General features: G+C 54.3%; 15 protein-coding genes. 11 read left to right on the top strand and 4 right to left on the bottom strand.

What is annotated here, in order from left to right:
• The first annotated feature begins 56 nt into the window (after positions 1 to 56).
• From CIG75_RS09130 to CIG75_RS09140, 3 genes are all read left to right on the top strand, one after another.
• On the top strand, positions 57 to 2,486 hold the full coding sequence (locus CIG75_RS09130) for a transglycosylase domain-containing protein (protein ID WP_094236374.1): 2,430 nt from the start codon (positions 57 to 59) through the stop codon (positions 2,484 to 2,486).
• Between the two features lie 232 nt (positions 2,487 to 2,718).
• A complete protein-coding gene (folE, locus tag CIG75_RS09135; protein ID WP_094236375.1) occupies positions 2,719 to 3,282 on the top strand; it encodes a GTP cyclohydrolase I FolE in 564 nt (187 codons plus the stop codon).
• A 96-nt stretch (positions 3,283 to 3,378) separates the two neighbouring features.
• Positions 3,379 to 4,245 carry an NAD(P)H-dependent flavin oxidoreductase gene (locus CIG75_RS09140; protein ID WP_157729471.1) on the top strand — a complete coding sequence of 289 codons (867 nt, stop codon included), beginning with the start codon at positions 3,379 to 3,381 and terminating at the stop codon, positions 4,243 to 4,245.
• Between the two features lie 117 nt (positions 4,246 to 4,362).
• On the opposite strand, the gene CIG75_RS09145 is transcribed toward CIG75_RS09140, so the two are convergent.
• Positions 4,363 to 5,055: a metallophosphoesterase gene (locus CIG75_RS09145; protein WP_094236377.1), complete on the bottom strand. Its 693-nt coding sequence runs from the start codon at positions 5,053 to 5,055 to the stop codon at positions 4,363 to 4,365.
• Positions 5,056 to 5,090: 35 nt separating this feature from the next.
• Between CIG75_RS09145 and CIG75_RS09150 the strand changes: the two genes are divergently transcribed.
• From CIG75_RS09150 to CIG75_RS09185, 8 genes are all read left to right on the top strand, one after another.
• Positions 5,091 to 6,341 (top strand): rhomboid family intramembrane serine protease, encoded by a 1,251-nt coding sequence (locus CIG75_RS09150; protein ID WP_094236378.1) that lies wholly within the window; start codon positions 5,091 to 5,093, stop codon positions 6,339 to 6,341.
• Positions 6,342 to 6,488: 147 nt separating this feature from the next.
• Complete coding sequence (locus CIG75_RS09155) at positions 6,489 to 8,183, top strand: methyl-accepting chemotaxis protein (RefSeq protein ID WP_094236379.1); 1,695 nt, start codon at positions 6,489 to 6,491, stop codon at positions 8,181 to 8,183.
• 98 nt (positions 8,184 to 8,281) lie between these two features.
• Positions 8,282 to 8,764, top strand: coding sequence for an NUDIX hydrolase (locus CIG75_RS09160; RefSeq protein WP_094236380.1), 483 nt, complete (start codon positions 8,282 to 8,284; stop codon positions 8,762 to 8,764).
• Positions 8,765 to 8,788: 24 nt separating this feature from the next.
• Positions 8,789 to 9,247, top strand: a complete 459-nt coding sequence (locus CIG75_RS09165; RefSeq protein ID WP_094236381.1) for a SprT family protein — start codon at positions 8,789 to 8,791, stop codon at positions 9,245 to 9,247.
• 83 nt (positions 9,248 to 9,330) lie between these two features.
• Positions 9,331 to 10,275 (top strand): hypothetical protein, encoded by a 945-nt coding sequence (locus tag CIG75_RS09170; protein WP_094236382.1) that lies wholly within the window; start codon positions 9,331 to 9,333, stop codon positions 10,273 to 10,275.
• Between the two features lie 22 nt (positions 10,276 to 10,297).
• On the top strand, positions 10,298 to 10,546 hold the full coding sequence (locus CIG75_RS09175) for a hypothetical protein (RefSeq protein WP_094236383.1): 249 nt from the start codon (positions 10,298 to 10,300) through the stop codon (positions 10,544 to 10,546).
• A gap of 33 nt (positions 10,547 to 10,579) precedes the next feature.
• Positions 10,580 to 12,811 carry an ATP-dependent helicase gene (locus tag CIG75_RS09180; RefSeq protein WP_094236384.1) on the top strand — a complete coding sequence of 744 codons (2,232 nt, stop codon included), beginning with the start codon at positions 10,580 to 10,582 and terminating at the stop codon, positions 12,809 to 12,811.
• A 184-nt stretch (positions 12,812 to 12,995) separates the two neighbouring features.
• Positions 12,996 to 14,219 carry an aminopeptidase gene (locus CIG75_RS09185; protein ID WP_094236385.1) on the top strand — a complete coding sequence of 408 codons (1,224 nt, stop codon included), beginning with the start codon at positions 12,996 to 12,998 and terminating at the stop codon, positions 14,217 to 14,219.
• Positions 14,220 to 14,243: 24 nt separating this feature from the next.
• Here CIG75_RS09185 and CIG75_RS09190 read toward each other — a convergent pair whose 3' ends face one another.
• From CIG75_RS09190 to CIG75_RS09200, 3 genes are read right to left on the bottom strand one after another with little or no spacing between them, the layout of a single operon-like run.
• Positions 14,244 to 15,314, bottom strand: coding sequence for a GDSL-type esterase/lipase family protein (locus tag CIG75_RS09190; protein WP_157729472.1), 1,071 nt, complete (start codon positions 15,312 to 15,314; stop codon positions 14,244 to 14,246).
• A gap of 8 nt (positions 15,315 to 15,322) precedes the next feature.
• Positions 15,323 to 18,415 (bottom strand): efflux RND transporter permease subunit, encoded by a 3,093-nt coding sequence (locus CIG75_RS09195; protein WP_094236387.1) that lies wholly within the window; start codon positions 18,413 to 18,415, stop codon positions 15,323 to 15,325.
• Complete coding sequence (locus tag CIG75_RS09200) at positions 18,412 to 19,641, bottom strand: efflux RND transporter periplasmic adaptor subunit (protein ID WP_094236388.1); 1,230 nt, start codon at positions 19,639 to 19,641, stop codon at positions 18,412 to 18,414. The genes CIG75_RS09195 and CIG75_RS09200 overlap by 4 nt, the downstream gene beginning before the upstream one ends.
• Between the last annotated feature and the right edge of the window lie 197 nt (positions 19,642 to 19,838).

Raw genomic sequence — 19,838 nt, forward strand, 5'->3', positions numbered from 1 at the left:
GCTCGTTTGTAGGATAGCGGGTCGTGCAGTAGAATGTGCAAAAGAGGTGATAGGTTGTGGGGAAAAAAATCTTGAGGAGCATCTTGATCGCCTTTTTGGTGACGGGCATCGCTGTCATTCTCATCGGATGCAGCATTGCGCTCCCGACTTTTGATAAATCAAAGCTGGAGATCGAATACAAGACCTCGTACATTTATGATCGAGACGGTAACGAGATCATGTCCTTTCAATCGGTTGCTGGTGAAGGGGCCAAATTGAGTGAGATCCCTAAGCAATTGCAAGAGGCGATCGTAGCGGTCGAGGACACTCGATTTAAAGATCATAACGGTGTCGATTTCCGAGCGATCGGTCGTGCAGTCTATCGCGACATCATTACCGGCTCGAAAGCGGAAGGCGGCTCGACGATCACACAGCAGCTCGCCAAAAACGTCTACCTCTCCCACGAGAAGACGTTTACGCGCAAGGTAAAGGAGATTTCGCTTGCTGCTCAGATTGAACGCAATTATTCAAAGGATGACATTTTGGAAATGTATTTCAACCGCATCACGTTTGCGGGCAACGTGACCGGAATTAAATATGCAGCAGAAATTTATTTTGACAAAGGTGACCATATGGAAGACTTGTCGCTGGCAGAGAACGCGTTGCTGGCCGGTCTTCCGAACGCTCCGAGCGCGTACAATCCACGCATCAATCCGGAACTGTCCATCCAACGTCGAAACATCGTGCTCGATCAGATGCTCAAGTATGAGTACATCTCGCAAGCAGAGTATGACACTGCGACCACCGAACCGCTGATGCTCTCGGAGAAGCCGGGCACCGACATCAAGGGCATGGACCAAGTGGTCAAGTACCCTTATTATCTCGACTACGTGCTGGAAGAGGCATCGAACAAACTCGGTATCGAAGCGGAGCAGGTGTTGCGCGGCGGGGTGAAAGTGTACACCAACCTCGATCCGAAACTGCAAGACACGCTGCAAGAGGCCTATCGAAACGCCGAGAACTTCCCGCGCAATGCGGCGGATGGAATGTGGGCGCAGTCGGCATCGGTCATCGTTGATCCAGAGTCGGGCGGCGTGCTTGCACTGGTCGGCGGTCGTGATACGCCGGATACGGAGCACACTCCGCAGGCTGTGCTCAACCGTGCCTCGATGTCAAAAGTTCGTCCGGGCTCGTCGTTTAAGCCGATCATCGTCTACGGACCTGCGATCGACACGGGCAAATATTCGACTTCCTCGATCTTGAATAACAAAGCGGGTACCGAGTTCGCAGGTGGCTACAAGCCGAACAACTGGAAATTATGGCCGAAGGACAAAGTGTCGCTGACCGAAGCGGTCATCTGGTCGCTCAACATCCCGGCCGTGTCGGTGCTAAACGACATGGGCGCCGATGTCGGCTATTCCTACGCGACGAAAAACTTTGGGATTCCATTGAAAAAAGAAGACTCGCAGCGTCTGGGTGTTGCACTTGGCGATGTTGACTTGACACCGCTTGATCTGGCGGGCGCCTACACCGCTTTTGCCAACAACGGTGTGCGCACCGAGCCTTATGCGATTCGCGAAATTCAAAATGCTAGCGGTGATACGATCGCTTCAATCGGCGTGAAAACTCACAATGCGATCAAGCCGGATACGGCCAAAACGATGACCAAGCTTTTGAAAAGCGCGGTCGAACAAGGAACTGGCACCAGTGCCCGGATCTCCGGACGCGATGTGGCGGGCAAAACGGGAACGACCGAGATGGGCAACACGGGCGGCAACCGCGATGCTTGGTTTGCAGGCTACACGCCGGGCTATGTGATGGTGACATGGATGGGCTTCGACCAATCGGACGAACAGCACTATCTTGGAAGCCAAGGCTCGGAAATTCCGGCCTCCTTGTTCTCCAAGGTCCTGTCAAAAGGGTTGCAAGGCCGTCCGGCTCCGCGCTTTGACACCAACGTCACAGAGAAGCCGGTCAATGAAGAAAAGGATGACAAGGACAAGGCGATCATCAACGATCTGTCTGTAACTCTGCAAGGCAACAAGGCGGTCGTCTCCTGGTCTCCGGTCGATGTGAAAGACGTAAAATACTTCCTGTTCCGCGCCGAGAAGAACTCGAATGGCACGGTCTCCAATTCGGGAGGTATCGGAGAGTTGACCAAGCCGGGTTATACGGACAGCACTGTGCAACCGGGCAAGACCTATCTTTATTCTGTTGTCGTCATGAAAGGCAGCGAGAAACTATCCGACTCGAACTTTGCCCAACTGACCGTACCCGGTCAGGAACCAACACCGCCGCAGGTGCCACAAGAACCACAGTCGCCGGGCGGAGGTAGCGATAAGCCGCCGACCGATCCGACACCGCCGGGTACACAGGTGCCGAATCAACCGAATCAGCCAGGCCAACCGGGGGATGGCAATACCACGCCGCCCCAGCCGGGTGGCGGTGATCCGGGTGGAGGCGAAACGGGCGGGGGAGTCAATCCGAATCCAAACGGTGGTACCTGATCCTGATTGTGGACTTCTTTATCTCAGGATGAAGAAGTCCATTTCTTCTTATGTGGAGCATGATTTCGGCAGAGATAGGTAAGCTATGGAGAACGAGGCTTTGATCGGGAAAATACAGCCAGACGTTATTTGACAACAGAGGTGCGATTTGTTTATAGTAGGGATTGCATTTCTATGATTCTATGTACAATAGATCAAGCTATTGTCCGACATTCGCTAGGAGGTTTCTGCAATGGCATTTGATTACGATAAATTACAATCTGCAGTCCGCATGCTTTTGGAAGCGGTCGGTGAAAACCCAGATCGTGAAGGATTGCTCGACACACCGAAGCGTGTCGCTAAGATGTACGCCGAAGTGTTCGAAGGTCTCGGCAAAAATCCGGAAGATGAACTTTCGGCGATCTTTAATGAAATGCATGAAGAAGTGGTGATCGTCAAGGACATCCCGTTTTTCTCGATGTGCGAACATCACCTCGTACCTTTTTATGGCAAGGCGCATGTCGCCTATATTCCACGTAACGGTCAAGTGACCGGACTTTCCAAGCTGGCTCGCGTTGTCGAAACGGTGGCACGTCAACCGCAACTGCAAGAGCGCATCACATCGACCGTTGCCGATACGCTGGTCAACAAGCTCAATCCGCATGGAGTAGCGGTCATCGTCGAGGCGGAGCACATGTGCATGACGATGCGCGGTGTTAAGAAGCCGGGTGCATCGACCATCACCACCTCCGTGCGAGGCATCTACCAAGAGTCTGCCGGAGCGCGTGCAGAAGTGTTCTCGCTGATGCGTGGCTAAGCGGTCAATCAATAGGTTCCATTTAAAAGGATGCCGTCAGCGGCATCCTTTTTTCTGTCCGTTCTGGTATGATAACTATCAGGAGGCGAAATGTTGATGAAACAGCGATTACTGGAGTTACTGGGGATCGAATATCCGATTGTCGAAGGCGGCATGGCGTATATCGGGGACGGGAATCTGGCAGCGGCCGTCTCGAATGCAGGCGCCTTTGGTCAGGTCGGCTCGGCCGGACGCACGCTTTCCGATTTTGAACAGCAAATCAGACTCGCCAGCGAGCGGACGGCGCGACCTTTTGGGGTCAACCTACCGATCGGGGAGCACAGCGACCCGCGCGAACGAGTTGAAATGATCTTAAAATACAAAGAGCACATTCGAGCGGTATCGATCTCTGCAGGCAATCCCAAACCATACATACCCGTTTTTAAAGAAGCAGGACTGCCGGTGATGGTCGTCGTCTCGACGGCGATGCATGCGGCAAAGGCAGAGCAGGCTGGCGCTGACATCTTGATCGCAGAAGGAACCGAAGCTGGAGGGCACAACGGTCCGGCTGAATTGACCACCTTTGCGTTGATCCCGCAGGCGGTAAGCGCCGTCTCCATTCCGGTGGTCGCAGCGGGCGGCGTAGCGGACGGACGCGGCTTGGCGGCGGCGCTCGCACTTGGCGCAGCAGGCGTGCAGATCGGCACCTTGTTGATCGCTACAGTGGAGTCCCCGGCACATGACATGTACAAACAGGCACTGCTCACCGCCCGTGGCGAGGATACGACGATGATGGAGCGCAGCGTCGGTGGCGTCACCCGCGTGTTGAAAGGTTCGTATATCGATGAGGTGCTGGCGTTTGAGAAGACGGGGCCGACCCGTGAGACGCTCTACCCTTACATCAAAGGGAGAAGAACCGTCTCGCCGTGCTCGAAGGTAAACTGGATCAGGGCTATGCTTACAGTGGACAGGGTGTTGGGTTGATCGATGAGATACTCCCTGTCGAAAAGGTGGTTCGCAAACTGGTCGAAGAGGCACGGCGTACAATTGCAACTCTCCCCACCCTGTAAGTAAAAAAAGCCCCGCGGCTCACGGTATCGGTTACGTGAGCTTGAGCGGGGCAAAATCGAGGAAATCACAGGCGGTCAGGTGAAACTCGATGCCGTGATGCAGACCTTGCAGGGCATGGCGATGGCCTTCCTTGCCGTGCAGGTGGCCGTAGACCACTTGATCGACCGGATATTGGGCCAGCACTTCCATGAAGCCGGAGGAATGATGCTTCTCATTGGTCGGTGGGTAATGCAACATGACATACAGATGTTTCGCTTTCTGCTTCATCGCAGCATCGAGCGACATTTGCAGACGCAGGACTTCGCGTTCGTACACTTTGCGGTCATGTTCATCAAACATGTACCCGCCCGGACAGTCCCAGCCGCGAACCCCGGCAATCGTGACATCGCCGATGGTGATCGCATCGTTTTGCAGGGCGTGAATCGAAGGATGCAATGCTTTGCGCACTTTGGAGATGGAAGCCCACCAATAGTCGTGGTTGCCGCGAATCATCACTTTAGTGCCGGGCAGCGCAGCGACATAATCAAGGTCCTGCTTCGCTTCGTCTAAATACATCGCCCAGGAGATATCACCGGGAATCAGCACGAGGTCATCTGGCGAAACGACAGCCTCCCAAGCAGCACGGATCTTCTCCGGGTGGTCCGTCCAATTGTCGCCGAAAATATCCATCGGCTTGGGATTGGCAAAAGAAAGATGCAAATCGCCGAGGGCGAATATGTTCATGTAGGACACATCCTTTCAAGGGGGTGAACGGGAGCGTGGAAACTCCAGAACAAGTACTTCGTCAGACTTCCTTGTTGTACCAGATGGCACAGAAGCTGATCGAACATGATGATTTTTCTATTCTGCCACAAGTTTCCCAAATGGAGCAAGAAACATTCGCAGAGCAGGAGCTACGCCCTATTGTGTTGGTGCGTCGCAAGTGGAACACCGCTCAGGTTGTGCGATTGTTTCCGGCGGATCGCATCGGTACGGATCAGATCGAGCAGATGTTGATGCAGGAAGCTTTCTATCTGCGCCAAGCCAAGCGGCAAAACGGTGTGCGCAAAATGTATTCGCTTACGCTTTTTATTTTCTCGCACTGGCGCTCTGAGGAGAACCTCAATGCTATCGCTCGCGCTGGCACCTATGCAGGCATGGGCAAGACGACAGGTGCGGTGGCGGTCGGCATCGACCTGATGCGCGGTATCGTAGGTCCCGCGCCGTGGGGCTCGGCCGCTGAAGACATCGGTCTCGGACGTTTGGCCGAATTGGTCAAAGTGTATGCAGAGGAGCCGGATCGTGCAGAAAATCTGATGCGAAGCCCAGATGAGTGGCAGGAGCATTTGTTGCTACTCTCACAGGAAAAGCGCGAACAAGTGGCCGAAACGCTGAACCCCAACCAAAAGACGCGTGGTGTGACCGCGATCCTCGTGATCACCATTTTGGTTTGGCTTTTCGGAATGCAATATCCCGATGAGATACTCGGCTCCCTGCTGTTGATTCCAGAAGCGGTTCGGCTTGGCGAATGGTGGCGTCTGTTGTCTTCCGTCTTCCTGCACTACGAGTTGACGCACATCGCGTTTAACATGGTGACGCTTTACTTTTTCGGTCGCATTGCCGAGCGAATTTTCGGCTTGCCGCGGTTTATGGTCATCTATGTATTGGCCGGGGTTGCAGGCAGTTTGTTGTCGGTCGCGTTCAGTCCGCACAATTCGCTCGGCGCATCGGGTGCCGTATTCGGACTGTTCGGTGCGTTGCTCGCTTTCGGACAGTTTAACCGCAAAGCGTTTGCCATGACGATCGGCACGTCCGTCTATGCGCTGTTGGCGATCAATCTAATCTTTGGATTCATCATGCCCAATGTCAACAATTTTGCCCATATTGGCGGTATGATCGGCGGCTTTTTAAGCGCGATGGCAGTGGGAGTGCCCAATACGCCAAACAACAAGCGCTGGTTGTTCGCTGTACTCTATGCCGGATTCGTTGCCCTTTCCCTCTGGATCGCTTTGGAAACCCCTTTTCGCTAAAGGCGAAAAGGGGTTTTAAGTTTTAGTAAAGAACTTTCGATATTGATTAACTATTGTGAATATATTATTATAGAGTAGGGAATGTATTTTGCGTGATTTACTCTAGGGGAGTAATTGTTTAATTCTGTAAAAGGGGGAAAAGGGGAAATGAAGTTATCAAAATTGATTAAGTGGATGTGCGCGATCGTTTTGATCCTCTCACTGATCAATGCGACCAGCCTGTATTGGCTGTTCGTGTCTTATCATGAGGAATTGAAAATGGTCGATCGCAAGTATGAGTTCAAACTATTGGGGGTTGAACTCATGGATGCGTCCAATCGCTTGACGAAACATGCACAGAGCTATGTACAGTTTGGGGAAACTGCACATAAGGATGCGTACTTGCAGGAAGTCAGCAACGTGAAAGCATGGGACAAAGCGGAGGCACGCCTCGTCGAAATTGGGGCTCCAAAGGAAGATCTGGACTTGATCACTCAGGCAAGGTGGGCTTTGTTAAAGCTACAAGCACGCGAAGAAACGGCCATTCGACTCGCGGATGAAAAGCGGTTTGACTCGGCGCGCGACATGCTCTTTGGGAAAGAGTATGAGCAGGAGAAGCAAACGATCACGAATTTGCTGGTCGCATTTGAAACGAGAATGGACGATCGTTTGTCTAACGAAGCGTACGTGGCCAGCCGCAAGACGGCCAACATCTTAAACTGGGTCAACGTCGTCGTGGCCCTGACACTGATCGCGGCAGTCGCCACCGGCATTGTGTTGCACAAACGAATCACCAAGCCTTTGCGCGAGGTGATGGAGGTAGCAGAAAAAATGGCCAAGGGCGATCTGCGCGTGCAGGAGATGGCGGTGTTGCATGAAGATGAGGTCGGCGTGGTGGCCCGAGCGGTCAATTCGATGGCGGCCAGCCTGCGCAGCATCATCCTGAAGGCGAACGACACGACTGTACAGGTTGCTGCCTCTTCTCAACAATTGCTGATCCATGCGGAAAGAACTTCTTATACCACCGAACGCATCGCGGCTGCGATTCAAGAGGTGGCCAGCGGTGCGGAGACGCAGATGCGCGGTGCGGAAGACAGTCTTGCTTCGATGGAAGAGATGGCAGAAGGTATCAAACGCATCGCCGAAACGACCGGTGTGGTGGCCGAAGCTTCGCAAGTGACCGAACAAGAAGCGGAGCATGGCAATGAATCGATTCAAAAAGTGGTTCGTCAGATGGGAACGATTCAAGAGGAGACAGACAATGTTGCCAATGTGATTCAGCAGCTCAACGAACATTCACAGCAGATTGGCAATATTGTTGAAGTGATCACCGAAATCGCTTCGCAGACCAACCTGCTTTCGCTGAACGCTGCGATCGAAGCGGCGCGGGCAGGCGAGCATGGCAAAGGTTTTGCTGTCGTCGCGACCGAAGTTCGCAAATTGGCAGAACAGTCGCAACGTTCGGCAGGACAGATCGCCAAGTTGATCGAGCATATCCAGACCGACACCGCCCGTGCGGTGCAAGCGATGGAAAAAAGCTCGTCCGAAGTGCAGGAAGGGAAGGACATCGTTGACGAGGCGGGGGTGGCATTCCAAAAAATTCTCTCCGCTACCCAGCACGTTACCGATCAGATCGCCGACATCTCGTCAGCATCTGAAGAAATGTCCGCAGGTTCGGTACAGGTGACCTCCTCGGTAGAAGAGTTGACGCGCATCGCGCGCCAATCGGCCTATTCGTCGAACAATGTGGCTGCCTCCTCACAGGAACAATTGGCGTTGATCCAAGAGATCACGGCCTCGATGTCCACACTGACCGAAGTTTCGCAAGACCTGCATGACACGATTGGTCAATTTAAAATCTAGCAGCGAAAAGAAGGGGTGTAACGCCTCTTCTTTTTTGTTGCATTGTGCGGTCGATTTGGATAGAGTAGGAATACTGAATTCAGGAGGTACTGTTCGCGATGATGATCACAATCGATGCGGGAAAATCCAGGTTTAACCATCGTACGGCCGGTGTGTTTATCGATGAAGGGCATGTGTTGTTGCACCGATTAGCGCGCGACGACTTTTGGGCGTTGCCAGGCGGACGAGTTGAACTGATGGAAAACACCGAACAGACGGTGGTTCGTGAGATGAAAGAAGAAATCGATCTCGACGTGCAGGTGGAGCGTTTGCTGTGGGTTGCCGAGAACTATTTCTCAAACGAACAGGGTCAGTATCACGAAGTGGGCTTCTACTATCTGCTCTCAGCCGATCGCACGTTGCCTATCTATCAAAAGGACGTTGAACACCAAGGCACGGAGTTTGGGGTACCGCTGATCTACAAATGGTTCCGTCTGGACGAGTTGCCATCGCTGCGCTTGTTCCCTGCTTTTTTGAAAGAAAAGCTGCAACAACTTCCTGCGCACATCGAACATATCGTCTTTACTGACGAAGACGAGTAAGCGGAAGCGAGGTGAGTTTGGCTCGTGGACAATCAGCAGTTGCAATCCTTGACAGAACAGATTTCGCAGCAGTTTTTCGGTCGTCCGTTTTTGCATTGCGCCACCTTCAACGGTCGCCTTCGCACGACGGGAGGTCGCTATCTGCTGCGGACGCATGATATTGAAATCAATCCGCACCATTTTGAAAAACACGGATTGGAGTCGATGATCGGCACGATCAAACATGAACTGTGCCACTATCACCTGCATGTGCAAAAGCGTGGTTATCGCCATCAGGATCGGGATTTTAAAGAGCTGTTGGAACAAGTAGGGGGATCTCGCTACTGTCCGGATACGGGGTTGCGTCGTGAAGTGAAGACGCGCTATCTATATGCCTGTGTAACATGTGAGCACAGGTATGAGCGCAAGCGTCAGATCGACGTGAGGCGCTATGGCTGTGGACGCTGCCGAGGCAAACTAAAATTGATACAATCCTTCTCCTAAAAGACAGGAATCAATCATGTACTGTCGAATTTATTGTAGGTAGAGTAGCGGCATTTTTTTTGAGTAAAGGGGATGAAAGCAACATGCTGCAACAAAGCTCTTGGACATTTCGCTACAGTTTGGAAGGATTTTTGAAGCGTGTGTTGCACTGCGCACCATGCCCGTTGACTGCGGAAGGACTGGTTGAAACCGTTCTGTCCGATTGGGCAGGACCGGAGCAGTCTCGCGAATCGATCGCCGCTCGCGTTCGCGCCTCGCTGGAAGCGACAAATGGAGCCTTTGCTTCTGTCGGCAACGATAAGTTTACCCTGCGCCAGACGGCGGGGGACGATTTGCAAAACCACGCGTATCACTTTTTGAAAAAAACGAAACGCCCGCAAAAGCAAGGCGACATCCTGCGCCACTTGCAACAGGTGACTGGTCGCGGCCGCGGGGAGTTGATGTCCCGCGTCGATCTCGACTGTGACCCGCGTTTTGCCCGTTTGGACGGCGGTGAATGGCTGTTGACCGAATGGCAGCCCGCCAACGACAAGATCGTCCAAATGATGCAAGCCCGAGGGATTCGCCGAGCAGATAGTGTTGACTTGTTGGAATTGGTAAACGAAGAGGCCGAGCAGGAGTATCATATTTTTTATCCGGAATACGATCCGAGATTTGCTCTTGTCGGCACAGTAGTCGAATGTTTGCTCGTCGAGTTGGAAGCGGCTGCGACGGCTGAAGATACTGGTATGAAAACGGAGGAAGATAATATGACCACAACGGAACAAGCTACCGTGACATCGCAAGCAACGGAGACAACCGACCTTTCCGCAATTTCGACCCATCAACTCGTCGCTACTGTATTGAAGCAGTTGACCGATGTGAGCAACGAACTGAAGCAACGCAATCAGGATATTCCCAACGAGGTTTTGACACTGTTTAATTCGGAAGACCTCGCCGGGATTGAAGTTCTGATGGGCGAGCGCAAGCGTGTCGGGGCGCTTGCGGATGATCTGGCCCTGTTTGTATCCAAATGGAGCGCAGAGTAGTCGGTCTGGGACAACCTGAGTGATGTTGGTGCCGCCAGAGCGTCTGGATGTGCGATTCGACCGCATGCGAGTGATTGTTGCCGCTTGGGAGATTCGCTATAATCAATTACCTGAACGAGTTGTGGCTCTGTTTGACCTTCAAGACCTCGATTCGATTCGCGAACTGCTGGAGGAGAAGCGTCAACTGGCGCGTTTGATTCCCGACACCAAGGAATTTATTGAACGCTGGGAGCCCGTTTCCCAGCCGATCGCTACACGTAATGAGGAATAAGCGGACCTCTGTTCATTTGTAGGAGGTTGGAAGATGTTAGCAACCGATTTCATGGCGCAAATCAGCCAATTTGGGATTGAATTGAATGACGAGCAGCGAGAGGCAGTCTGCCATACGGCAGGGCCTCTCGTCGTTTTTGCGGGGCCTGGTAGCGGGAAGACAACCGTCTTGACGTGCCGGGCTGCTTATCTGTTACAAGTTGAACGCGTCCCGGCCGCGAAGCTGTTGATCGTCACCTTTACCAGAGCGGCCGCGATGGAGATGCAGAGCCGCTTGGCTGCGATGCCAGGTCTGGGCCAGCAGAGCATCCGCGCAGCCGAGATCGGCACGTTCCACTCGGTCTTCATGCGCATGTTGATGCAGCAAAGCGGAGGGCAGCTGCCCCAGTTGATGGAGGAAGGTCAGCAGCGTGCGATCGTCAAGACGTTGTTGCGCGAACAAGGTGAAGATGGTGATGATGAGCAGGTGGCAGACGTGTTGTCCAAGATCGGGCTGTGCAAAAACAACCTGATCATGCCGGAGCGGATCAAAGCGACAAAGCCGGAGAATCAAAAGTTCCGCGACCTGTTTGCTGGATACGAGCGGGTGAAGCAGCAGGAAGGGCGTTGGGATTATGATGACATCCTCGTCGCTGCCCACGCGATGCTGAAAAACAACCCGACTGTGCGCGATCATTATCAAAAGCGCTTTGCGTATCTGCTCGTCGATGAGTTCCAAGACACCAATCTCGCCCAATACGAAGTGATCAAAATGCTGTCCGGGAATGGCAACCTGTGCATCGTCGGCGATGATGATCAGTCGATCTACCGCTTCCGTGGGTCGCGGGTCGAGTTTTTGCTCGATTTTGAAGAGACGTTTCCCGGTGCGAAAAAAGTGATCTTGGCGGTCAATTATCGCTCGACAGACAATGTGATCGAGACAGCGTCGCGGGTGATCTTGCACAATCGTGTGCGGCAAAGCAAGTTGATTCGCGGCACTGGGAAAAAGGGTGAGCATCCGGTTCTGTTGCGTCCGGAAGGGGAGAAAGACGAGGCGGAGCAGATTTTGCATGAAGTGGCCGATCTGTTGGCTGCGCAGCCTGAACTGGACGGGCAGGAGATCGCAATTCTTTACCGCACAAACATTCAGGTGCGGGCGATGATCGACGGGCTGGTGCAGAAAGGGCTGCCGTTTACTTTGCACGATGCTGACGGCGATTTTTATGGACGTTGGCAGGTGCGGGATGTGCTGACCTATTTTAAACTTGCCTACAACCCGGACGACTTGGACAACATCGTTCAGATCTTGAACCGCCCCAAGCGCTACATCTACGCAGATCGCTTGGTCGATGAAGTGCAAAGGTTGCGGCGGACGAAGCAGATCACCTATCTGGAAGCGTTCACTGAAGTGGAGAGCTTGGAGGCATACCAGCGGACGAAGGTAGAGCAATTGATAAAAGATCTTGTCGAGCTACGGCTTTTGACTCCGTTACAAGCGTTGCACAAAATTCGTAAAGAGATCGGCTATGACCGTTATCTGGAGGAGTTTGCCGCGAAGACGGGCAATGATGTGGCACTGGTCAGTGAACCACTGGAAGAGTTAGAACAGGCGGTGCTCGGACACCGCACACTGCAAGACTTCCTCGGACATGTCGAGGAGGTCAAAGAGACGGTGCGCAGATCGCGGGGCAAAGGGGAAGGCATCCAATTGATGACGATGCACAAGGCGAAAGGCTTAGAATTTAAGCATGTCTACTGCATTGGGCTCGTCGAAAACATGTTGCCGCATCCCAAGGCGCTACAGGGTGAAGGAGATAAGAGGTCGGCAGCAGTTGAAGAAGAACGGCGCTTGTTCTATGTTGGCATGACGCGTGCCAAGCGCTATCTGACTTTATCCGCGCCACTTCGATATCATGGGCACCGTGCTGAGCCATCTCCCTTTCTCTATGAAACGGGACTTCTGGCGCGCCCGAAGCGGGTGGCGATCTCGAACTCCCAAAACGCAGGGCCTGCCGCGCTGAAAAAAGAACCGGTGGTCGTCACCGTATCGGCCAGCGAGCGGATGAAGTCCGCCTTGGACAAATACGGAGCTACTCAGTTCTCGGTCGGCGAGGCGTTGCACCACAAAGATTTAGGGACGGGTAAGATTCAGGAACTGAAATTGCTGACTGGTGACAGCGGTCGCCGGGTGCTGATCAAATTCCCAGGTCAAGAGAAAGTACATGATCTGCATTTGGAGTTGTGCCTGTCTCTCGGGTTGTTGAGTTCACCGGTTCGGGTGAACTAGGGATTTCCAATGGACCGTCAGGATCATCCTGACGGTCTTTTCATTTTGATCTGAAGCTCATGAATCGCTCGGTCATTTCGTTCGCATGCCCGGTTGTGGGAGGCGGTTGAACAAGATAGCTTAGGCAGCATGGCCAGAAGATGGTATGCTAAGAGAAAACAGGATAAGCAGGAGATGAAGAAAAATGACACCTGAACAACTTACTAAATATGCAGAACTGGCAGTTCGACAAGGCATCAATGTGCAACCTGGACAAAAAGTGATTGTGCGTGCCCCTGTCGATACGGCGCCTTTTGTCCGCAAAGTGGTGGAGAAAGCGTATGAAGCTGGTGCCCATTACGTAGCGGTCGATTGGATGGACGATGATTTGCAACGCGTTCGTATGTTGCATGCCCCTGAGGAGTCGTTGTCGATCATTCCAGAAGGGTGGGCTCGCGATTTTATTGGGCTACTGGAAGAGGGCGGGGCGATGCTTGGCGTAGTCGCACCGAAACCAGGCCATCTCAGCGGCGTAGAACCTGGGCGGGTCGGCAAGTACAGCCAAGCGCTGGGCATCGCGATGCGCCGCCAGCGCGACCTGCAACAGGCGAGCAAAGTCAGCTGGGCGATTGTCGTGCTGCCGACTCCGGAATGGGCGAAAGTCGTGTTTCCAGAACTCTCGGACGAAGAGGGGATGGAGAAGCTGTGGGAGTACATCCGCTATATCACAGGTCTCGATCAAGACGACCCGGTCGCGCATTGGGAAGCGAAAGTGCAAGCGATTGAAGACCGCGCTCAATGGTTGACCGAGCAGCAATTTGCGCGCCTGCATTACAAAGGCGCGGGCACCGACCTGAGCATTGAGTTGCCGCGCGGACACCGCTGGGTGGGTGGGCGACTGAAAGATGAGAAGGGCACGCTGTTTTTGCCGAATATCCCGACCGAAGAAGTATTTACTGCTCCTGACAAGAGCGGAGTGAACGGCGTAGTGAAAAGCACACGTCCGCTCGATTTCAACGGGCAGTTGATCGATGGCATGACCTTGAAGTTCGAAGCGGGGAGCGTCGTCGAAGCGACGGCTGAGGTTGGCGAAGCGGCGTTGCACCAGATGATCAGTGCGGACGCGAACGCCAAGTTCCTCGGCGAAGTGGCGCTGGTGCCGCAAGACTCGCCGATTTCGAACCTCAACACCATTTTCCGCAACACGCTCTTAGATGAAAATGCCTCCTGCCACCTCGCTTTCGGCTCCGCCTACCCGTTGTGTGTGGAAGGCGGGCAGGAACTGACCAGAGAAGAGTTGGCCAAATTTGGACTGAACACCAGTATCATTCATGTCGATTTTATGATCGGCTCGGCTGAATTGGACATCGACGGCGAGACGGAAGAGGGGGAACGGATTCCCCTGTTCCGTGGCGGCAATTGGGCCTAAGCAAAAAACCTTGACCTATTCGGGTCAAGGTTTTTCTTTTGTAAACACCGAGATCGTCAGACTGTCTGGCACCCAGAAGACCCGAGCCCCGAGCGTTTCGATGACCGGACGGAGCGGGAGGTAGGGCGAACCGTCTTTGAGTAACACGGGGGACGGTAAGATGATGCGCTTGCCGTTCACGAGTGCTAGGAACGAGCCGACTCGGGAGCGGAGGCGCTTGAGTCCACCCTGATGCAGTTCCTGAATCTGCGGGAGGGAGGCGTAGATCGTCTGATTTTCAAAAATCAGATCGGAGGAGAGCGGACGCGGTTCCCCATTCCACAGCAGGTTGGGTTTCTTGTTCTGCTCTACAGTAAGCGGTACAAATGAGCCAAACAACGTGTGCGAAATTGCTTCGGCGATCACTTTATGCCCGCTCGCATTGGGGTGAATGTCGTTGTTGGCGAGGTTGACATACTCTTGTTCATGTGACAAAAACAAGGTCGCCACCGGGACCACGTCAGCGTCGTACGCTTTGGCTGCTTCGCGGATCGACTCGTTCACCCAAGTGATCCATTCGCTGAGCTGCTTGTGGCGAGGGTCTTTTACAGCAAAAGGATTGTAGACCTCTAATACGAACAAGCGCGCATCCACGTTGAGTTGGCGGAAATGGGCGAGGATCGTGAGGATGTTCGTTTTGTATTTGGTTAGCGCCTCATGCATCGCCATCACATCGCCAGGCTTTTGGTGATCCGTCCAGATGATGTCGTTACCACCGATCGAAAGGGTGATCAGATCGGCTTTTTGCAAAAGCTGGCTCGCTTCTGGCCAATGTTCGAGCAAAAAGAGAAACTGGCTGCTGGTAAGCCCTGCGACACCAAGGTTGTGCAAGGTCGCCTGACCGCGCACTTGCATCTGGCGGTGCAGGTGTGAGACATAGCCGTTCACACGTGCTCCGCCAATTGCAGGTGTGCCCCAGCCAGCGGTGATCGAATCGCCGATCGCCACATAGCTCACTTGTCGAGGCCAAGATGCCAGATCACCTGCCAACGCATGGTGGGCCGGGAGCAGAGCCAACAAGGACCAGAGGACGAGCAGGAACCGACGCAGTATCATGTTGCGGTTCACCTCCGAGCCTTCCAGCGTTCCAGCCACATGTCAAACGAAAGGTAGACGACTGGAATCAACACCAGGGTGATCAGCGTGGAAAAGGTCAGCCCAAACAAAATCACAGTTGCCAAGGGCGCCTGTATTTCCGCTCCTTCTCCCAAGCCGAACGAGGCGGGGAGGACGCCGAGCACTGTGGCACCCGCCGTCATCAAAATCGGGCGCAGGCGGATCGGTCCCGCCTGTAGCACCGCTTGCATGCGGTCAAGTCCGCGGCGGCGCAGTCGGTTGACATAGTCGATCAGGATGATCGCATTGTTGACGACGATTCCGACCAAAACGATCAACCCGATATACGCGCCAACGCCAAGCGAGCGACCGGTGATCAATAGGCCAAAGACGACGCCGACGAGCGTGACCGGAACTGAGAACATGATGATGAACGGATAGAAAAACGATTCAAACTGAGCTGCCATCACCATATAGACCAGCACGATGGCCAGCACTAATGCGCCTTCCAGCTTGTGAAAGGCATCATTCATCTGCTCGGACTCTCCGCCGTACTCGATGGAGTAGCCTGCTGGAAGCGAGAGGTTACGACTGAGCCGTTCGCGAATATCGTCCATCACATGGCCCAGATCGCGTCCAATGTAGTCTGCTTCCACCGTCAATTCGCGCAAATTGTTGTAGCGGGAGATGCTCGACGGACCTTGCACCAAGCGAATCTCTGAGATCGATCCGAGTGTGACGGTCGAGTTGAGCGGTGAGGAGATCGGCAGCTGTTTGAGCCGCTCGACCGATCCGCGCATCTGAGGCGGGATTTGCAAGCGGACGTCGATCTCTTGATTTTTTGTCCGGTATTGGGTGACCGTTTGTCCTTGCATCGCAACATTTATCATCTGGGCGACTTGCGCGTGGGTCAGCCCGTAGGAGAGAGCCGCCTCGCGGTTGACGTTGATCTGTACCTCCTCGACCAACTGATCGCGCTCAGCCGATGCTTCCCGCACTCCTTGGACGGCCATCATCTCCGTCGTCGTCTTTTGCGCCAACTTCCGCAGGCGGGCATCATCATCCCCGCGCAGGCGGATCTGGATCGGGCGTCCCGTTCCGCCGCCGAACTGGTCGCCCGTCACTTGCACGTTGATTTTCGCTTCTGGGAGATCGCGCAGTTGGGTGCGAAGATCGTCTGCCACTACGAGCGTGCTGCGCGTGCGCTCGGAGCGGTTTTTGAGCTGGATGTTAAATGTCGCCTTGTGCGATTGGACGCCTGCCGTCGGGTTGTAGAGATTGCCACCGCCGAGCGTGACAAAGGTCGTCTTGACTTCGGGTATCCGCCCGATCAACGATTCGGCTTCGCTCACCCGCTTGCTTGTGCGCTCCATCGTGGCTCCGGCGGGCAGGTTGAGGCTGACGGCGATCATGCCTTGATCGCCTTTGGGCAGGAATTCCTTCCCGATCAAAGGATAGGCGGCCGCCGAGAGCAGTACGAGCAGTAGCGTGGTTAGCATGACCGTCTTGCGGTGATGCACGGCCCAGTTCAAAAGCTTGGCGTACGTTTGACCGAGGCGCCCTAGTTTTGCTTCACCGCCATGCAGTTCGGCACGTTCGGTTTCAGCCGGTTCGCTCACCGTAAACTGCTTTTCCCCGCGCAAAAAGTAGTACGCAAACATCGGTACGAGCAACAGTGCGCTGAACAGCGAGGCGAGGTGTGAGAAAGTCACGGTGAGCGCCAAGGGTCGGAACAATTGGGCGGCCAGTCCGGAGACGAAGATGATCGGTGCAAAGACCACCACCGACGCAAACGCCGCCGCTGTCACGGCTAAACTGACTTCGCTCGATCCTTCCAGCACTGCGTCATATAAGGAGCGCCCGAGCTGACGGTGCCGGAATATATTTTCCAAAATGACCACCGCCGTATCGACCATCGCTCCTACGCCAAGCGCCAAGCCGCCCATCGTCAGCATGTTCACAGATTGTCCGGCGAAGTAAACCATGATGAAAGTCGCGATGATGGAGACTGGGATGGCGAGCGTGATGACCAGTGTACTTCGCCAACTGCGCAGAAAAAAGTACAACACCAAGGCGGCAAATACGCCACCGAGCAGCATATCTCGGGTCAGCGTTTTGATCGATTGTTTGATAAAGTCGGCTTGGTCGAACAGAGGCACGAGTTGCACGTTTTCCGGAAGCTCCATTTTGAGTCCAGCTAAAGCGGCTTGGACCCCATTGGAAACATGAACGGTGTTCGCTTCGGACAGCTTTTGAATGGACAGCGCGATGCTCGGCTTGCCATTCATGCGCGAGACACTGCCCGATTCGACGACCACCTCTTCGACCGTGGCTACATCACGCAAATGGAAGCGGTTTCCTTGTTCAGAGGCCAGCGGCAAACTGCGCAGTGCTTCGAGGTTGGGAAAATCGCCTTTGACGACGATCGACAGGTCGCGCTCCGCCTCGCGAACCATTCCGCCGGACAAGGTGAGATTCTCGGAAGCGAGCAGTTGGCTCAACTGGCTGAGCGTCAGTCCGCGCTCCTGCAAAGCGAGCGGGTTGACGGTGAGTTGCACCACATGCTCGGTGCCGCCTGCGATCTGTACGGCGGCTACACCTTCGACGCGTTCGACGCGAGTGCGAAGCGTCTCGGCGATCTGGTTGAGTTCGGACAGGTCGCGCCCGCCGGTCAAGCCAAGTTGGATCACCGGTAGCAGGTTGGGATCGAAGCGCAGCACGATCGGCTGTTGGCTTCCTGCGGGCAGCTGGTTGCGAACAAAGTCGATCTTCTCGCGCATCTGTAGGGTGGCAAAATCCATATCCGTGCCCCAGTCGAATTCGACCAAGACCATCACGCCGCCACTTCGGGTGACCGAGGAGATATTTTTGACCTTGTTGGTCGTGCCAAGAATCTCCTCCAGTGGCCGTGTGACCATCTGTTCGAGCACTTCAGGTGCAGAGCCAGGGCTTTGCACGGTGACAGCGGCGAGTGGAAAGGCCATGCGCGGGAAGAGTTCGACAGGCAATTTGGACAGAGAAACTGTGCCCAAAATGACGAGGGCGATGATGATCATCGTTGCGGCGACCGGACGTTTGACAGACAGCTCAGAAAGCTTCATCGCGGCTGCTCCGTTGCGATGACTTTGACAGGGCTCCCCAGTTGAACGCGCTCAATACCGCCATAGACCACCTGATCTCCATTTTTCAAACCGGAGCGCACTTCCACCCACGTGCCATTGTCATAGCCGAGCTTGAGGCGGGCGATACTTGCGGTGCCGTTTTGAATCTGGAGGACAAAAGGGCCAGTTTCATCGGTTAAAAGAGCCGCTTTCGGTATCGCCAGCACGTTGTGATGTGGATCGAGTGTGACGGTCGCTTGACCGATCATGCCCGGTTTGAACACACCTTGCAGATTGGGCAGCGGTGTGCGGGCGGTGAATGATTTCGTTTGCGGTTGGAGGGCCGGGGAGACGATGGTAAGCTTGGTGCTCGCAATGGGCTGTGTGCCGACCTGCACGGCTACTGCTTGTCCCTCTTGCAGGCGCGGGACGAGATTGGGGTCAACGAATACTTCAAACTCAACCTGCTCGACCGTGCCGATGCTAAACATGGGGGCTCCAGGCAGTGCCGGGCTGCCTTTGGCTGCGTTTTGGGCGAGCACGACGCCTTGGATCGGGGAGGTGATGCGAGCGGCAGTCACCTGTGCTTCGGCCGCTTGCACCATCTGCCGGGCTTGTGCCACCTGCATCTGCAAGCCTTGCAGGAGCGGGGGGCGCAGTTGATTGAGCGATTCGGAAACGGCCGATTCGATCTGCAGTTTGGCCAATTCGTTTTGCAGGTTCACCAATTCGTGACCGGAAGCGATCAGTTCAGCTTGTGTCGGTAGCGCACCAGCTTTTGCAGCGTCAGTCAGGTTGTCGATGCGCCGACGGATCTGATTTTGCAACTGGTCGAGCTTACCAGAGGGGGTGACTCCACCGAGGTTTTGCAGTCTGGCAAGCTGTGTTTCGAGCGACGTTACGTTTCGTTTGGCCTCGGCCAGACTGTTGCTCGCGGCTGTGTCGTTCAAGGTGGCAAGCAGTTGGCCTGCTTCGACGCGGTCGCCGACCTGAACGGAAATGCCTTGCACCTGTCCGGGAATGCTGGCGGAGACAGCAACTTCATTTCCAGCGACAACGCGGCCGGGCAGCAGAATCGTTTCGGGGATATCGCGCGTCGTCACGCTATAGGCGCTGACCGGAGTTGCTTGCGGAGCAGCTCCCGGCTGTTGCTCGGTACCGCAGCCTGTCAGTAAAAGCGCTGATAGGCTCAATGTGAAACATCCGGTGCGGACGATCGGATGCATCTGCTCACCTCCACCTTACGAACATTTTCCAAAGGTGGATATAGTGTAGAACAAAACCAGTATTTCTATGTGCAGACTTAAATTGGGGGTGGAGAAGAAAAGGAGAGTATTTACGTATAATTGCTTGATAGAGCGGGATATTCTCATCTCATGGCTAGTGGAGATGTTTGAGCGGATTGTAAAGAACATGTTATAGT

Origin of the sequence: Tumebacillus algifaecis (genome assembly GCF_002243515.1) — a bacterium.
In the GTDB taxonomy this organism is placed as follows: Bacteria; Bacillota; Bacilli; order Tumebacillales; family Tumebacillaceae; genus Tumebacillus_A; species Tumebacillus_A algifaecis.

What these genes read in the sequence shown, in the direction of transcription:
- CIG75_RS09155 (WP_094236379.1), top strand. Translation starts at nt 6,489, where the DNA reads ATGAAGTTATCAAAATTGATTAAGTGGATGTGCGCGATCGTTTTGATC.
- folE (WP_094236375.1), top strand. Translation starts at nt 2,719, where the DNA reads ATGGCATTTGATTACGATAAATTACAATCTGCAGTCCGCATGCTTTTG.
- CIG75_RS09195 (WP_094236387.1), bottom strand. Translation starts at nt 18,415, where the DNA reads ATGAAGCTTTCTGAGCTGTCTGTCAAACGTCCGGTCGCCGCAACGATG.
- CIG75_RS09190 (WP_157729472.1), bottom strand. Translation starts at nt 15,314, where the DNA reads ATGATACTGCGTCGGTTCCTGCTCGTCCTCTGGTCCTTGTTGGCTCTG.
- CIG75_RS09180 (WP_094236384.1), top strand. Translation starts at nt 10,580, where the DNA reads ATGTTAGCAACCGATTTCATGGCGCAAATCAGCCAATTTGGGATTGAA.
- CIG75_RS09175 (WP_094236383.1), top strand. Translation starts at nt 10,298, where the DNA reads ATGTTGGTGCCGCCAGAGCGTCTGGATGTGCGATTCGACCGCATGCGA.
- CIG75_RS09185 (WP_094236385.1), top strand. Translation starts at nt 12,996, where the DNA reads ATGACACCTGAACAACTTACTAAATATGCAGAACTGGCAGTTCGACAA.
- CIG75_RS09170 (WP_094236382.1), top strand. Translation starts at nt 9,331, where the DNA reads ATGCTGCAACAAAGCTCTTGGACATTTCGCTACAGTTTGGAAGGATTT.
- CIG75_RS09200 (WP_094236388.1), bottom strand. Translation starts at nt 19,641, where the DNA reads ATGCATCCGATCGTCCGCACCGGATGTTTCACATTGAGCCTATCAGCG.
- CIG75_RS09160 (WP_094236380.1), top strand. Translation starts at nt 8,282, where the DNA reads ATGATGATCACAATCGATGCGGGAAAATCCAGGTTTAACCATCGTACG.
- CIG75_RS09140 (WP_157729471.1), top strand. Translation starts at nt 3,379, where the DNA reads ATGAAACAGCGATTACTGGAGTTACTGGGGATCGAATATCCGATTGTC.
- CIG75_RS09145 (WP_094236377.1), bottom strand. Translation starts at nt 5,055, where the DNA reads ATGAACATATTCGCCCTCGGCGATTTGCATCTTTCTTTTGCCAATCCC.